Source organism: Ectobacillus ponti (assembly GCF_024294785.1).
In the GTDB taxonomy this organism is placed as follows: Bacteria; Bacillota; Bacilli; order Bacillales; family Bacillaceae_G; genus Ectobacillus; species Ectobacillus ponti.
In genome coordinates, this window is the sequence record NZ_JANCLT010000003.1 from 82645 (window position 1) to 95543 (window position 12899).

The window sequence follows — 12899 nt, forward strand, 5'->3', positions numbered from 1 at the left end:
TGGAGGACGATATATGAAGAAGATTATGCAATATGAAGTGGGCGAACAGGTAGAAGTATATTTGCTGATCAAATCAGCTTCACGGGGCACTGCCAGTAACGGCAAGCCATTCCTCACACTTATGCTGCAGGATCAAAGCGGCGAAATTGAAGCGAAGCTTTGGGATGTCTCCAAGGAGGATGAAGGGAATTACATAGCGGAAAAAATTGTCCGGGTGGTCGGGGATATTCTCAATTACAAGGGGCGCATCCAGCTGCGCATCAAGCAAATCAGGCTGGCGCAGGCGCATGAAGTGCCCGATATCGCAGAGTTTGTGGAGAAAGCCCCTGTCCCGAAGGAAGCGATGATGGAGAAGGTGACGCAATATATCTTTGAAATGCGCAACCCGAACATTCAGCGGATTACACGCCATTTGCTCAAAAAGCATCAGACCGCCTTTTATGAATATCCGGCCGCTACGAAGAACCATCATGAGTTTGCATCGGGCTTGGCCTACCACGTTGTATCCATGCTGGACTTGGCAAAGGCCATTGCCGGCTTGTATCCATCACTGGACCAGGACCTGTTGTATGCAGGTGTCATTTTGCATGACCTCGGCAAGGTGATTGAACTGTCAGGCCCCATTTCCACCTCTTATACAGTAGAGGGCAACCTGCTTGGCCATATTTCCATTATGGTGAGCGAAATCAGCAAAGCGGCTGAGGAGCTGGACATTCATGGTGAGGAAGTGGTCGTGCTCCAGCACATTGTGCTCAGCCATCACGGCAAGCTGGAATGGGGCAGTCCGAAGCCCCCGATGATCCGTGAGGCGGAGGTGCTGCATCACATTGATAACCTGGATGCCAAAATGAATATGCTGGACCGGGTGCTCAGCCGGACGAAGCCGGGTGAATATACAGACCGGGTATTTGCGCTCGATAACCGTATGTTTTACAAGCCGACCTTCCATCAATAGGAATAACCTGCTCCTTCTCTTCATATAGTGAGAGAAAGAAAGCTTGTCTATGGAGGGATTGCAATGGAGCTGTTGCCTTGGTGGGTGTATCTTGTCATCGTCGGGATTATTATAAGCGGTTATATGGTGCTGTATACCTCAAAAAAGGAGCAGGAAATCGACCAGGAGTTCATTGAACGGGAAGGTGATGTGTATATGAAGCGCCTGCAGCAGGAGCGGGAACGCCGGAACCACGAGAAGAATGACTCTACGATTTTATCGTAATAATAAGAAGCCGCATAACGGGGCAGTGTCCGTGGCAGCAGCAAAAAGGCTGGCCTTCCATTTCGGAAGCCAGCCTTTTTGCTGCTATATTATTGGCCGTTCGTGCTGGTGCCGGAAGAGGCCGCTTTTGTTTCAAATGCGCTCTTCAGGTCTTTATCTTCCACCTTCAGATCAGCCTTCTTCAGTTCCTTGTCAATGAGTGTGTTGACGAATGTAGAATCAGCCATCTTCTCGTCCACAAGCTGCTTCTTCAGGTCATCCTTCACTTCATTGAACGGCTTCAGTTCCTTAATATCTGTTACTTTGATAATATGGTAGCCGTATTGTGATTTCACTGGCTCCTGCGTCATCTCGCCCTTTTTCAGCTTATACGCAGCTGCTTCAAATTCAGGCACCATTTTGCCCGGGCCAAAGAAGCCGAGGTCGCCGCCTTTATCCTTGGAGCCTGTGTCCTCTGAATACTGCTTTGCCAAATCCTCAAAGGACTTGCCGCCCTTCAGCTCGTCCATCACTTTCTTCGCAGTTGCCTCATCCTTCACCAGGATATGGCTTGCGCGGATTTCCGGCTTATATTTTGCCTGCAAATCCTTGTCGGTGATGCTGTCAGCAACGGCCTTCTTCAGTGCCAGATTGGACTTGATTTGCGTCTTCAAATCCTTCTCTGTCATGCCGCTTTGCTTCAGCAAAGAATCATACTGATCGCCGTACTGCTCTTTCACGCTTTTCAGCTCAGCTTCAATTTCTTTATCTGTTACATTATATTTCTTTGTAAATACTTTGGACACCACAAGCTCCTTCACGATGCTGTTGCCCGCGCGCAGCTTCATTGCATCATAAAGCTCCTCTTTGGTGACATTTCCAGCGCTTGTCTTCACAAGAACCTCTGAGTTAGAGGAAGAGTTGCACGCAGAAAGGGCAAAAACGCTTGTGACAGCCAGCGCAATAATTGCTTTCTTCATTTGATAAACACTCCTGTTACAAATTTTTTACTATTAGTATGCTCAAATCGTACAACAACTAATATAACACATTTTATAGGCATTTCCCATGAAGAGTCAACAAAACGACAAATCCTGTAAGCTTTTGTCCGATTCCGGATATCCGCACAGACTGAAAAGGCTTGCGTACATTTTTTCGCAGGGGAGAGGCAAAAGCCTAAGCATCGGAGGCCGATCTTTCATATGATACGGTACAAAGCAGCGGGGAGGTGTAGGCATGAGCGGCGGATACGGCTACTATGGCGGCTTTGCGCTGATCGTGGTTCTCTTTATCTTATTGGTCATCGTCGGTGCAGCATGGGTGTACTAAGAGTGAGTGATTAAAAAACTATGAAAAGACCGGTTGGGTGGGCCAGCCGGTCTTTTCTTTGTGCAGCCGGAACCTCCCTTCTGTGGGCTGAACGAGCCGGCTCCGCTTTTCTGTGCACCCCAGGCGTTTGTCCTGCATACATAAGAAGGGAGGAGGCGAAACACATGACATATTCATATCCGAATGAATTTTTGTTATACCTAATTTTATTTATCCTGCTTGTCATTATTGGCGCACTCTGCTTCTAAAGCATAAAAAAAGTGATGAAGCTGCTGCTCTTCATCACTTTTTTAATGGAAAATCACTTCTACGTAGCTGGAAATGAGCAAAATGGTGATGCAAACGTTAATCCAGCGGAATACGCGGCTGCTGTGCTGTTCTGCCATTTGCTTTTGCTGACACAATGTATGGGTCATGAAGTTCGTATAGAACAAAACAATCAGTGCGAGAGCTACAAAAGCAAGATTCATGAACGAATCCTCCTTCTTATCCAATCTATCTTTTACATTGTATCATAGGTTGTTTCTCCTGTGTACGATATTTCCGGAAAAGAGGAGGTTGTATATAATATGTGAAAGGTTGAGCAATGAGAGCAGGGAAAAAAGCGGAGCAACTTGTCGGGGCAAGATCCGCTTCTGGTATAAGTTGCAACATCACTCTCCTGATGCTGCATGCTGGATCAAAAACGCAGAATGGAAAATAGAATAATGGCTGCTTATCGTTTTACGAGTTTTTGATCTTTCTCTGTAAAGTTTTCCTCAATGCTGTCGAGTGACTTTTCGAAAATTTCAATGAAGTCCTGCCCGTATATATTTCGCAGAATTGCCATTAATTCAATATTTTCAGGAAATTTACCGTAAAAATCTCTCAGGGCCAGCGCACCATTGAATACAGCATTATTGTCCGGATTGTAATCCTGCATCAATTGCACAAGCAGTTGTTCGCCCTTAGGGGTAATCTCAATGTACGTGTTGCGCTTGTCATCTTCCTTTTTAGAGAAAACAAGCAGACCTCGCTCTTCCAGCTTCTTCGAGAAATTGAAGGCGGTGGACACGTGCATGACACCGAACTTGGCAATTTCAGAAATAGAAGCTCCCTTCAGCTGGTACGCGATGGAGAGAATGTGGTGCTCATTAATGTTCAGGTCATAGGGCTTAATCCATTGCTGCCAATCCTTTTCGACAGACTTCCAAAGGGCCTTGGACAGCTGGGCGATCCGCTGACTGAAAATCATTGCTTCTTTCATTGAATAATGTTTTTCCCCGTTTTTCATGAACTCACCTACTTTTCTTATAATCTAATTCATTAGTATCTATTATGCCAGTAAAATAAAAATTAATAAAGTACTTTTGTTAGAATTGTGAAAATTTTTAGGGTATACCGGTTGGACCGGCTTTCCTCATTGTATAAAGGAGCTTGCGCCGTGTCCACCGGCCGGGGTGTGTCAATTTCTGTCAGGCAGCGACTTCTGCAGCTCTTCAATGGAACGCTGCAGGGCATCAATTTCCTTTTGGATATTTTCTTTGTTTTGCGCTGTTTCAGCCTTCCAGGAAGAGAGCGCTTTTTGCATGTCATCCTTTAATTCAATGAATACTTCCTTGCTGTCATGCACGGTCTGGATGGCTTGCTCCTTCAGTAGCAGCGTGTCGTCCTTGAAGCCGTCCAGCTGGCCTTTCAGTTCAATCCCTTTCTGGGCAACCTTCTTGCGCAGCTCGCGCCCTGAAGAAGGGGCCGTCAGCAGTGCGGCAATGCCGGCTGCGACGCTGCCGAAGAGCACACCGGCTGCAAATGCTTTTGTTTTTGACATAGAATTACCACCTTTCAAAATGCTCATGAATCGAGGGAGACAGGCATACGTATAGGAGAGGAGGGATGAAATGCTTACGACTGTTCTGCTCGTTCTCAGTATCGTCTGTTTTCTGCATGCAATCCTGATTTTCCTGTCCATCCGGCAAAAACGGGCCTATCCGCCGCCGCTCGTGCTGAAGCAACGTGCCATCCTGTCAGGCGGCCTTGGATGCCTGCTGCTCATATGTACATGTCTGCTGCAAATAGTTTAGCGCTGCTGCTCTATATGGCTGGCAAGATTGCCGGCAATCTGCTGCAAATCCTCGAAGGTGTACTTGCTTTGCTGCGATTTCCAGATGGCGCCAAAGCCATCCTCTTCGCCATAGCGCGGAATCAAGTGCATATGGAAATGGAAAACAGTCTGTCCTGCAGCTTCGCCATTGTTATTGAGTATGTTCAGGCCGACTGGCTGGTACGCCCTCTGGATGGCATTGGCGATATGCGGCACAGCGGCAAATAAATGGGGAGCCACGTCCGGCGTCAAGGCAAATACATCCTGTCGATGCGTCTTGGGGATCACCAATGTGTGCCCTTTTGTTACTTGACTGATATCCAAAAATGCCAAAACGTGCTCATTTTCATATACTTTTGCGCATGGAATTTGGCCGGCAATAATTTTGCAAAAGATACAATTTTCATCGTGATGTGCCATTATTCTCATCCTTTCACGGGTATTAGCCGTATTTTACCATATTTTAATTTGGAATAAAATCATTCGCCGGCCAAACTTGCCAAAATCATTTTTATACTGAGAAAAAGAATTTAAAGGTTTTTTATAAAAGCTTTATCGTTTTCTAAAATGAACATTTGCGCAGGAAAAAGAAAAGGCAGGAAGCCGTTATGGCTTCCTGCCTTCCGAAGAAGGTTTCAGTGAAAAAGCGCTCAACATGTATGCCTTTTGCAAACACCTCATTTGCAAGGATTTACGCGTCTTCCAACATCTGCTCCAACCGCAGCACCTCATTTTTGGTAAGGTTTGTGAGAACAAGTCATACTATGCGTATTTCTGTACTCTCTGCTCTGCTCGAAGCACCTCATTTACGAGTTAGTTGTCAGTCATCCTATGCGTCGTTCAACATGTATGCCTTTTGGAGACACCTCATTTCACAGAATTGCGTAAAGCACGACTGTTACAGCGAGATTTAATCGTTTCCGATATCTCCGACCAGCACCTCATTTCAAGAACTGATGTGATGTTTCATTTAGCAATCGGCTCCGACGTCTTTGGCAAACACCCCATTTTCAAGTAGTAAAACACTTCACAGCGTTTGTCACTTCCATGGTTTGTTGCTTTTTCAACCTCTGGCCCTTCCTCACTAATTATAATGTCCCGGATAAGCGGGTCTCATGCATGTCGGAAAATTGGAATTTATTGTGGCGCCGGGGCAGGAGAATTCGCCAGAGTGCGGTATTGTTTGATAAAATGGAAAAAGACCAAATGGAAAGGGGTGTTCTATGGAGACGCTATTGCAAGTTCAACAGCTGACCGGCGGCTATACGAAAAAGCCTGTCCTGCAGGATGTATCCTTTTCTGTACAAGCGGGCGAACTCGTCGGCCTGATCGGGCTGAACGGCGCCGGAAAGAGCACAACGATTAAGCATATTATCGGTTTGATGGAACCGCGCGAGGGCCGCATCACCATCCGCAACAAAACCTTCCGGGAGGACCCGACCGGCTACCGGGCCAGCTTCACCTTCATTCCGGAAACTCCGGTTTTATATGATGAATTGACACTGGAGGAGCACCTGAAGCTGACAGCCATGGCCTATGGCTTGGACGAGCGTACCTATGAAGAGCGGACGCAGCAGCTTTTGAAGGAGTTCCGAATGACAAACCGGATGAAATGGTTTCCGGCCCATTTCTCAAAGGGGATGAAGCAGAAGGTCATGATCATGTGCGCGTTTCTTGTCCGCCCGTCCCTGTATATTGTGGACGAGCCGTTTGTCGGGCTCGATCCGCTTGGCATTCAATCCTTGCTTTCCTTCATGCAGCAAATGAAGGAGAAGGGAGCCGGCATTCTCATGAGCACGCACATCCTGGCGACAGCCGAGCGCTATTGTGACTCCTTTGTCATTCTGCACCAAGGGCAAATCCGGGCGAAGGGCACGCTGCAGGAGCTGCAGGAGCAGTTCGGCATGCGCGGGGCCACGCTGGACGACATTTATATTGAACTGACGAAGGAAGAAGAGCGATGAACGTGCATGAATTGTGGAAGCAGCGGTTCGGCCTGTTTCTGAAGGAGGCCCGTACATACGGCAAATATATTTTTAATGACCATCTGAAGTTCATTTTGATTTTTGCCATCGGGGTTGGGGCGTACTATTACCAGCAATGGCTGGCAACCTTGTCCCCGTCTTTCCCGGCAGCCTTTGTGCTGGCGGTTGTATTGGCGCTGGCGTTGACAGCGGGCACGGTGCAGACGCTGCTGAAGCCGGCGGACCTTGTTTTTCTGCTGCCGCTGGAGGAGCAGTTGAAGCCGTATTTTGCGAAAGCCTTCCGCTTTACATACCTGCTGCAGCTGTATGTGCTGGCCATGCTGGCAGCAGCGGGAGCCCCCCTGTACCTGCAGGTGCTGAAGGGCAGCGGGCAGTCCTATTTGCTGATTGTGGCGGCTGCCGCCCTCATGAAGCTTTGGAACTTGTTTGCTGCATGGGAGGCGGTGTACAGTATGAGCAGCCGCACACGCTTGCTGGATCGGCTGGCGCGGCTTTGCCTGAATGCGTTGCTCCTGTATGTGCTGCTGAGCCGGGCTTCGGCTGTGTACGCCGCAGTTCTTGTTGTCATCATGGCCGCGTACGGTTTCTTCCTATATAAAGGAAATCGGGGAAGAGGGCTGAACTGGGAGCAGCTCATTGCGGAAGAGAACAAGCGGATGCTGCTGTTCTACCGGGTGGCGAATTTGTTCACGGATGTTCCGGCCTTAAAGGAGCAGGTGCATCGCCGCCGCTGGCTGGATCCATTGGCGGGGCTTGTGTCCTTTTCGCAGCAGAATTCCTATTCCTACCTGTATGTAAGGACATTCTTGCGGGCCGGCGGTTACTTTGGGCTGTATATACGGCTGCTTGTGCTTGGCGGCATTCTGATCTATGTCATTCCATTTCTGTACGGCCGGTTTATTTTGGGTGTGCTGTTCCTCTATCTCATCGGCTACCAGTCGCTGACCCTGTGGAAGCATCACCGCTATAAGCTTTGGCTGGATTTGTATCCCGTTCCGGCAGAGAGGCGGAATGCGGCGCTGCTGCAGCTCCTGTTTGCTGTCATGGCAGCGGCGAGTGTTGCCTTTGCTGTCACGTTCTTGGCCGCAACAGCTGCCGTAACGGATGCAGCCCTGCTGCTGATCATTGGGCTGCTGTTCAGCTACGTGTTTACCTACATTTACATTAAAAACCGCACGAACAAGGCTGACCTCGTCTGAGGCCAGCCTTTGTTTTTACAAATCCAGGCTTGCAGGCTGATTCTTGTTCCGTTTCATCTGGAAGCCGAGATAGACGGCTCCAAGCGCGACCCAGGCAAGGCCGAGCCAAATGGCATTCCGGTCCATGCCGTACAGCACGTAGCCGATGATGATGAACCCGATGATGGGAAACAGCAGGTGCCGGACATAATCCTTGGACTTCTGCCGGATGATATAGTGGTTCACCACCGAGATGTGCAGCATGAGAAAGCCTGTCAAAGCCCCGAAGTTCACAATGCTCGTCAGCATGGCAATCTGTGCCTGGAAGAAGAGGCCGACGATAAGAGACAATCCCGCCACGAACAGGGTGCTGACGTATGGTGTCTTGTAGCGCGGGTGCACCTTGGCAAACATGGCCGGCAGGCGGCGGTCGCGTCCCATGGAAAAGAGAATGCGCGAAATGGCTGCTTGGGCGGCCAAGGCGTTGGCGATGCCCCAGGAGAAGGCGGTTGCGATAATCGTCAGGTCCTTCAGCCATTCACCGACCTGTGCACCGGCAATATCATAAAAGGCGGTATCCAAATTTGTCAGCTTCAGCCCCTGCGACAGGTCGCTCGCCACCCATGTCTGGGCGATGAACAGCACGCCGACGATGAGCAGAGCAGTGACAGTGGCCTTGCCGATTACGCGGCTGCCGCCCTTTACTTCCTCGGACAGCGTGGAAATGCCGTCAAAGCCAAGGAAGGAGAGCACGGCGATGGAGACCGCACCCATGACAAGCGCAAGGTTAAACTCACCGGCATTGTAAATCGGCTTGGCCGTAAGAGTGCCGCTGCCGGCGCCGTGATACAGCGCATAGATGCCGACTACAAGGAAGATGCCAAGAATGATGAATTCCAGAATCAAAATCACTTTGTTCGCTTTTGCCGTGAACTCAATGCCAAACACATTAATAACCGTATTAATTCCAATGAATGCAACAATCCAAACCCAAATTGGCACAGACGGCAGCAGCGCTCCGAGCGCCGCAGCACTCACGACATATAAGAGTGACGGAATCAGGATATAATCCAGCAAAATCGCCCAGCCGGACAAAAAGCCGATGTGGGGGTTAATGCCGCGCTGCGCATACGCATAGACCGACCCGGCAATCGGGAAGGCCTCGGACATGCGGGCATAGCTGAAGGCGGTAAAAATCATGCCGGACATGCCGATGGTGTAAGCGAGCGCCACCATTCCCTCAGAGGCGTCCGCAATATAGCCGTACACCCCGAATGGCGCAATCGGCACCATGAAAATCATCCCGTAAATAACAAGATCCCAGAACGTTAAGGCGCGTTTCAGCTCCTGCTTGTATCCGAATTGATCCAATGACATATTACCACTTCACCCCCAACCGCAGAGTCTGATTCCTGACATGATTGTATTTCATCATCTCTCCTCCTTCTTTGTACAGGATATCTCTAATATTAACTAAAAATTTTAAATATTCAATGTGTTTCGGGCTGCCAGGAGAGAAAATATTTTATAATGGAAGATATATTTTTGTTTGAAACGATGCGCTTTACGGTCAGGCTGTAGGTAGCCTATGCTGAAGAAGAGGAGTGAAAGCATGACAGAGTATGAAAAACAAATGCTGCAGGCTGCGGCAGCATGGAAGAAGGAGCAAATCCGTGAATCCTCCCTGATGAACCGGGCGGCCAAGAAGGTGCAGACGAAAATGCAGGAGCTCATTCCGGAGAAGGTGCATGCCGTGCTGACGGAAACGGTCAAGAGGATGACACAGGGCATTCTCGCCGGCTCTGATTTCATTAAACCAAAGCTGAAGGAAACAGGCCTTACGCTGCAGGAGCGGGATACACGGGTGAAGGAGAAGCTGGAGAGCTATAAGAAGGTGGCTGCCGCTGAGGGGGCCGGCACCGGTGCCGGCGGCATTCTGCTCGGGCTTGCCGATTTTCCGCTGCTCTTGGGCATTAAGATTAAGTTTTTGTTTGATGCAGCCACGCTGTATGGCTATGATACAAGCAAGGAAGAAGAGCGGCTGTTCATTCTTCATGTGTTCCAGCTTGCTTTCTCAAGCGATGACCACCGCCGGGATATTTTTTACATCCTGGAGAACTGGGAAACGTACCGGGAGAAGGAGCAGAACATCGACTGGCGCAAGTTCCAGCAGGAGTACCGGGATTATATTGACCTCGTGAAGCTGCTGCAGCTGGTTCCGTTCATCGGGGCGGCGGTCGGCGCGTATGCGAACTATCAGCTGTTGGATAAGCTTGGCGAAACAGCGATGAACGCCTACCGCATGCGCTGGCTGCAGGAGCAGGGAGCGCAAATCCAAGCAGACTGAAAAACGGTCGGATTCAATAAAAAACAGACCCGCGGAGGCGGGTCTGTTTTCTTTTACAGGGCAAAGGTTGTCACAAAGGACGGGCGCGGGAAGATGGACACCTGCTGGTCGATGCCTTCCGGCGTGTGGCGCTTCTGGTGCGCCTTGTTATAGGACTGGGACTGCTGCCATGCCTTGAAGCTTGCTTCGTCATCCCAGATGGTCAGCACCACGTATGTATCGTCTGTCAGCGGGCGCAGCAGGCGGAACACCTGGAAGCCCGGCTCATTTTCAATGAGGCGCGCCCGGTTCAAGAAGCGCTGTTCAAACTGTTCGCGGCCTTCTTCTTTCACCGGGATATTGTTCAGCACGGCAAAGCCCTTGGCGCCCGTCAGTTCGCCCACTGCATCCAGCACTTCATACTTCATCTCCCCGGCATCGGATTCATGTAATACGATGGTTCCCTTTTCGCCTGTTCCGGTGAACGCGGCTGCTTCGGGAGCAGTGCCAGTCTCTAAATATGTAATGGATACTGTCATTTTTTGTTCCTCCTTACAGATGTGATATCCTCATTATAGCAAGTTTCCCCCATAATACATAAAGAGAACATTTCGTTACATAATATACATACCAGATTTCGGAAAAGGAGCAGCTTATGATTAAGAAGGGAGCAATCGGGCTGGCAGCTGTCGCCATAGTGCTGATGACGTCGCTTGCGGTATATGTCGGCATCATTGCGCTCGGCCATTATGCAGTCGATGAAAAAAAGCTTGTGTTTCATTCTGCCTCCCGCATCGTGGACCGGAATGGAAATGAGCTGATGAAGCTGTATGCGGAGAACCGGGAGATCGTTCCGATTTCCCGTATTCCGCGTCATGTGAGAGAAGCCTTTATTGCTGTCGAGGACAGCCGGTTTTACCGGCATCACGGGGTGGATGTGCCGGCGTTGCTGCGGGCGCTCTACCGGGATGTGGCCGCAGGCGGAAAGGTGGAGGGCGGGAGCACCATCACCCAGCAGCTCGTGAAAAATGTCTTTCTGACAAATGAAAAAACATGGTTCCGCAAAACGAAGGAGCTTGTGATTGCACTGAATCTGGAGCGCACCTACACGAAGGATCAGCTCCTGGAATATTATCTCAACCAAATTTATTTCGGGCACGGTGCGTACGGAATTGCAGCCGCATCACAGCTGTATTTTCAAAAGCAGCCGGAGGACTTGACGGTGGAGGAAGGCGCATTGCTTGCCGCGTTGCCGAAATCCCCCAGTGCCTACTCGCCGGTGTGGCATCCGGAGGAAAGCAGGAACAGGCGCAATCTGGTGCTGTCCCTTATGCAGCAGCAGGGCTATCTGTCTGCCGAGGATACAGTGCGGTCGCAGGGCAGAACCCTCTCTCTTCATATGAAAAAGCAGGAACAGGAAGACCAGTACGCTTCCTATATGGATATGGTGTTCCGGGAGGCGGAGGAGCGGTACGGCCTTTCGCATGAGGAAATGCTGCGGGGCGGCTATACCTTTACCATTGCCATGGATAAGAAGCTACAGGCGGAGGCATACGAGGCCTTCCGAAGCCCGGAGAATTTTCCGGATGAGAAGACGGAGGGCGCCTTCGTGCTTCTGGACAGTGAAACAGGGGGCATCCGGGCAGCTGTCGGCGGACGGAACTACCAGGAGCGCGGCTGGAATCGTGTATATGCAAGGCGGCAGCCGGGTTCGGTGCTGAAGCCGCTGCTTGTCTATGCGCCTGCGCTCGAAACAGGCAGGTTCAAGCCCTATTCCCTGCTGCCGAATGAGAAGCTTTCCTTTGGCGGCTACGCACCGCGCAACTACGACAACCGCTACACGAAGGAAATCACCATGTATGATGCCGTGAAGGACTCCGTTAATGTGCCTGCAGTCTGGCTGCTGAACGAAATTGGCATCTCAACGGCAAAGGGATACCTGGAAAAGGCCGGTGCGGCATTGCCTGACAAGGGATTGAGCATGGCGCTCGGCGGCCTGAAGGAAGGGATGTCGCCCTTGGAGCTGGCGAAGCTGTACCGTTCCTTTGCCTCATCCGGCAGCCTGGTGGAGCCGTATGTGATTGAGAGAATCCAGAACCGGCAGGGAGAAGTCATTGCCGAGCCGGACCGCCGGGAAACAGTATTGTTCTCGCGGCAGACAGCCTGGTACATGACCCGGATGCTCGAAGGCGCGGTGAAGGATGGCACAGGACAGGCAGGGCGGTATGACGGAGCGTTGGCGGGGAAAACGGGGACGACTTCCTTGCCGGGCAATGACAGAGGTGTGCGCGACGCTTGGTTCGTCGGCTACACGCCCTCCCTGGTGGGAGCTGTTTGGATGGGGTACGACAAGACGGGAGAGCAGTACATGACCGGCGGAAGCGGCTATCCGACCAGACTGTTCAAGCAGATTTTGCGGCATACCGATGAGGAAGCCGCAGCTGCCTTCAAGCAGCCGGGAGGCGTCGAAAATGTGGAAGACCCAATCCGGGTCGGTCCGGTGGAAGCGATACAAGCGAAGCTGACGTTCAGCCCATTTGGACTGTTCACAGCCAAGCTGACATGGAAGCCGCTCCCTGATGAACGGGTGCAATACCGTATTTATAAGAAAGAAGGCGTGAAAGAGACGCTTGCAGGAACGGTGACCGGCAAAGGCGAGTATCGCGTGAAGTTTTTGAACGTGTTCGCCCGGCCGCAATTCTATGTGGTTCCCTACAATCCGCAGACAGAGCGGGAGGGGGAAAAAACAAGCCTTGTCAGACCGTGAAACGTGCCGCTATGATATAATGAAAGCGCTGCTTTC

Annotated in this window: 15 protein-coding genes; 8 read left to right on the forward strand and 7 right to left on the reverse strand. The window is 50.7% G+C overall.

What is annotated here, in order from left to right; genetic code table 11:
- Nucleotides 1-13 precede the first annotated feature (13 nt).
- Together yhaM and NK662_RS06580 are read left to right on the forward strand one after the other, a co-directional pair.
- The gene (yhaM, locus tag NK662_RS06575) at nt 14-955 is read left to right on the forward strand and encodes a 3'-5' exoribonuclease YhaM (protein ID WP_254758121.1); all 942 of its coding nucleotides are present in this window, start codon (nt 14-16) and stop codon (nt 953-955) included.
- A 63-nt stretch (nt 956-1018) separates the two neighbouring features.
- Nucleotides 1019-1219 (forward strand): sporulation YhaL family protein, encoded by a 201-nt coding sequence (locus tag NK662_RS06580; protein ID WP_254758122.1) that lies wholly within the window; start codon nt 1019-1021, stop codon nt 1217-1219.
- An 89-nt stretch (nt 1220-1308) separates the two neighbouring features.
- Here NK662_RS06580 and prsA read toward each other — a convergent pair whose 3' ends face one another.
- On the reverse strand, nt 1309-2178 hold the full coding sequence (gene prsA / locus NK662_RS06585) for a peptidylprolyl isomerase PrsA (protein ID WP_254758123.1): 870 nt from the start codon (nt 2176-2178) through the stop codon (nt 1309-1311).
- Between the two features lie 256 nt (nt 2179-2434).
- Between prsA and NK662_RS06590 the strand changes: the two genes are divergently transcribed.
- Nucleotides 2435-2527, forward strand: a complete 93-nt coding sequence (locus NK662_RS06590; RefSeq protein ID WP_254758124.1) for a YjcZ family sporulation protein — start codon at nt 2435-2437, stop codon at nt 2525-2527.
- A gap of 290 nt (nt 2528-2817) precedes the next feature.
- Here NK662_RS06590 and NK662_RS06595 read toward each other — a convergent pair whose 3' ends face one another.
- The 3 genes from NK662_RS06595 to NK662_RS06605 all read right to left on the reverse strand — a co-directional run bounded on the left by NK662_RS06595 (nt 2818) and on the right by NK662_RS06605 (nt 4334).
- Nucleotides 2818-2997: a hypothetical protein gene (locus NK662_RS06595; RefSeq protein WP_254758125.1), complete on the reverse strand. Its 180-nt coding sequence runs from the start codon at nt 2995-2997 to the stop codon at nt 2818-2820.
- 245 nt (nt 2998-3242) lie between these two features.
- Nucleotides 3243-3800, reverse strand: coding sequence for an HTH-type transcriptional regulator Hpr (locus NK662_RS06600; RefSeq protein ID WP_254758126.1), 558 nt, complete (start codon nt 3798-3800; stop codon nt 3243-3245).
- Between the two features lie 171 nt (nt 3801-3971).
- Nucleotides 3972-4334, reverse strand: coding sequence for a YtxH domain-containing protein (locus NK662_RS06605; protein WP_254758127.1), 363 nt, complete (start codon nt 4332-4334; stop codon nt 3972-3974).
- A 70-nt stretch (nt 4335-4404) separates the two neighbouring features.
- On the opposite strand from NK662_RS06605, the gene yhzF reads away from it, so the two are divergent.
- A complete protein-coding gene (yhzF, locus tag NK662_RS06610; protein WP_254758128.1) occupies nt 4405-4587 on the forward strand; it encodes a membrane protein YhzF in 183 nt (60 codons plus the stop codon).
- On the opposite strand, the gene NK662_RS06615 is transcribed toward yhzF, so the two are convergent.
- A complete protein-coding gene (locus NK662_RS06615; RefSeq protein WP_254758129.1) occupies nt 4584-5027 on the reverse strand; it encodes an HIT family protein in 444 nt (147 codons plus the stop codon). The two genes, yhzF and NK662_RS06615, sit on opposite strands and share 4 nt — an antisense overlap.
- Nucleotides 5028-5830: 803 nt before the next feature.
- Between NK662_RS06615 and NK662_RS06620 the strand changes: the two genes are divergently transcribed.
- Nucleotides 5831-6571, forward strand: coding sequence for an ABC transporter ATP-binding protein (locus NK662_RS06620; protein ID WP_254758130.1), 741 nt, complete (start codon nt 5831-5833; stop codon nt 6569-6571).
- Nucleotides 6568-7791, forward strand: coding sequence for an ABC transporter permease (locus NK662_RS06625; RefSeq protein ID WP_254758131.1), 1224 nt, complete (start codon nt 6568-6570; stop codon nt 7789-7791). Before NK662_RS06620 ends, NK662_RS06625 begins: the two co-directional genes overlap by 4 nt.
- A gap of 15 nt (nt 7792-7806) precedes the next feature.
- Here NK662_RS06625 and NK662_RS06630 read toward each other — a convergent pair whose 3' ends face one another.
- Nucleotides 7807-9147 (reverse strand): APC family permease, encoded by a 1341-nt coding sequence (locus NK662_RS06630; protein WP_254758132.1) that lies wholly within the window; start codon nt 9145-9147, stop codon nt 7807-7809.
- 235 nt (nt 9148-9382) lie between these two features.
- Here NK662_RS06630 and NK662_RS06635 point away from each other — a divergent pair, with 235 nt between their 5' ends.
- A complete protein-coding gene (locus NK662_RS06635) occupies nt 9383-10117 on the forward strand; it encodes an EcsC family protein (protein ID WP_254758133.1) in 735 nt (244 codons plus the stop codon).
- Nucleotides 10118-10170: 53 nt separating this feature from the next.
- Here NK662_RS06635 and NK662_RS06640 read toward each other — a convergent pair whose 3' ends face one another.
- The gene (locus NK662_RS06640) at nt 10171-10635 is read right to left on the reverse strand and encodes an antibiotic biosynthesis monooxygenase family protein (RefSeq protein WP_254758134.1); all 465 of its coding nucleotides are present in this window, start codon (nt 10633-10635) and stop codon (nt 10171-10173) included.
- A gap of 119 nt (nt 10636-10754) precedes the next feature.
- Between NK662_RS06640 and NK662_RS06645 the strand changes: the two genes are divergently transcribed.
- Nucleotides 10755-12863: a transglycosylase domain-containing protein gene (locus NK662_RS06645; protein ID WP_438503605.1), complete on the forward strand. Its 2109-nt coding sequence runs from the start codon at nt 10755-10757 to the stop codon at nt 12861-12863.
- The last annotated feature ends 36 nt before the right edge of the window (nt 12864-12899 follow it).

Coding starts and splice junctions, on each gene's coding strand:
- NK662_RS06625 (WP_254758131.1), top strand. CDS start 6,568: ATGAACGTGCATGAATTGTGGAAGCAGCGGTTCGGCCTGTTTCTGAAG.
- NK662_RS06605 (WP_254758127.1), bottom strand. CDS start 4,334: ATGTCAAAAACAAAAGCATTTGCAGCCGGTGTGCTCTTCGGCAGCGTC.
- NK662_RS06595 (WP_254758125.1), bottom strand. CDS start 2,997: ATGAATCTTGCTTTTGTAGCTCTCGCACTGATTGTTTTGTTCTATACG.
- NK662_RS06590 (WP_254758124.1), top strand. CDS start 2,435: ATGAGCGGCGGATACGGCTACTATGGCGGCTTTGCGCTGATCGTGGTT.
- yhzF (WP_254758128.1), top strand. CDS start 4,405: ATGCTTACGACTGTTCTGCTCGTTCTCAGTATCGTCTGTTTTCTGCAT.
- NK662_RS06640 (WP_254758134.1), bottom strand. CDS start 10,635: ATGACAGTATCCATTACATATTTAGAGACTGGCACTGCTCCCGAAGCA.
- NK662_RS06635 (WP_254758133.1), top strand. CDS start 9,383: ATGACAGAGTATGAAAAACAAATGCTGCAGGCTGCGGCAGCATGGAAG.
- yhaM (WP_254758121.1), top strand. CDS start 14: ATGAAGAAGATTATGCAATATGAAGTGGGCGAACAGGTAGAAGTATAT.
- NK662_RS06620 (WP_254758130.1), top strand. CDS start 5,831: ATGGAGACGCTATTGCAAGTTCAACAGCTGACCGGCGGCTATACGAAA.
- NK662_RS06600 (WP_254758126.1), bottom strand. CDS start 3,800: ATGAAAAACGGGGAAAAACATTATTCAATGAAAGAAGCAATGATTTTC.
- prsA (WP_254758123.1), bottom strand. CDS start 2,178: ATGAAGAAAGCAATTATTGCGCTGGCTGTCACAAGCGTTTTTGCCCTT.
- NK662_RS06630 (WP_254758132.1), bottom strand. CDS start 9,147: ATGTCATTGGATCAATTCGGATACAAGCAGGAGCTGAAACGCGCCTTA.
- NK662_RS06580 (WP_254758122.1), top strand. CDS start 1,019: ATGGAGCTGTTGCCTTGGTGGGTGTATCTTGTCATCGTCGGGATTATT.
- NK662_RS06615 (WP_254758129.1), bottom strand. CDS start 5,027: ATGGCACATCACGATGAAAATTGTATCTTTTGCAAAATTATTGCCGGC.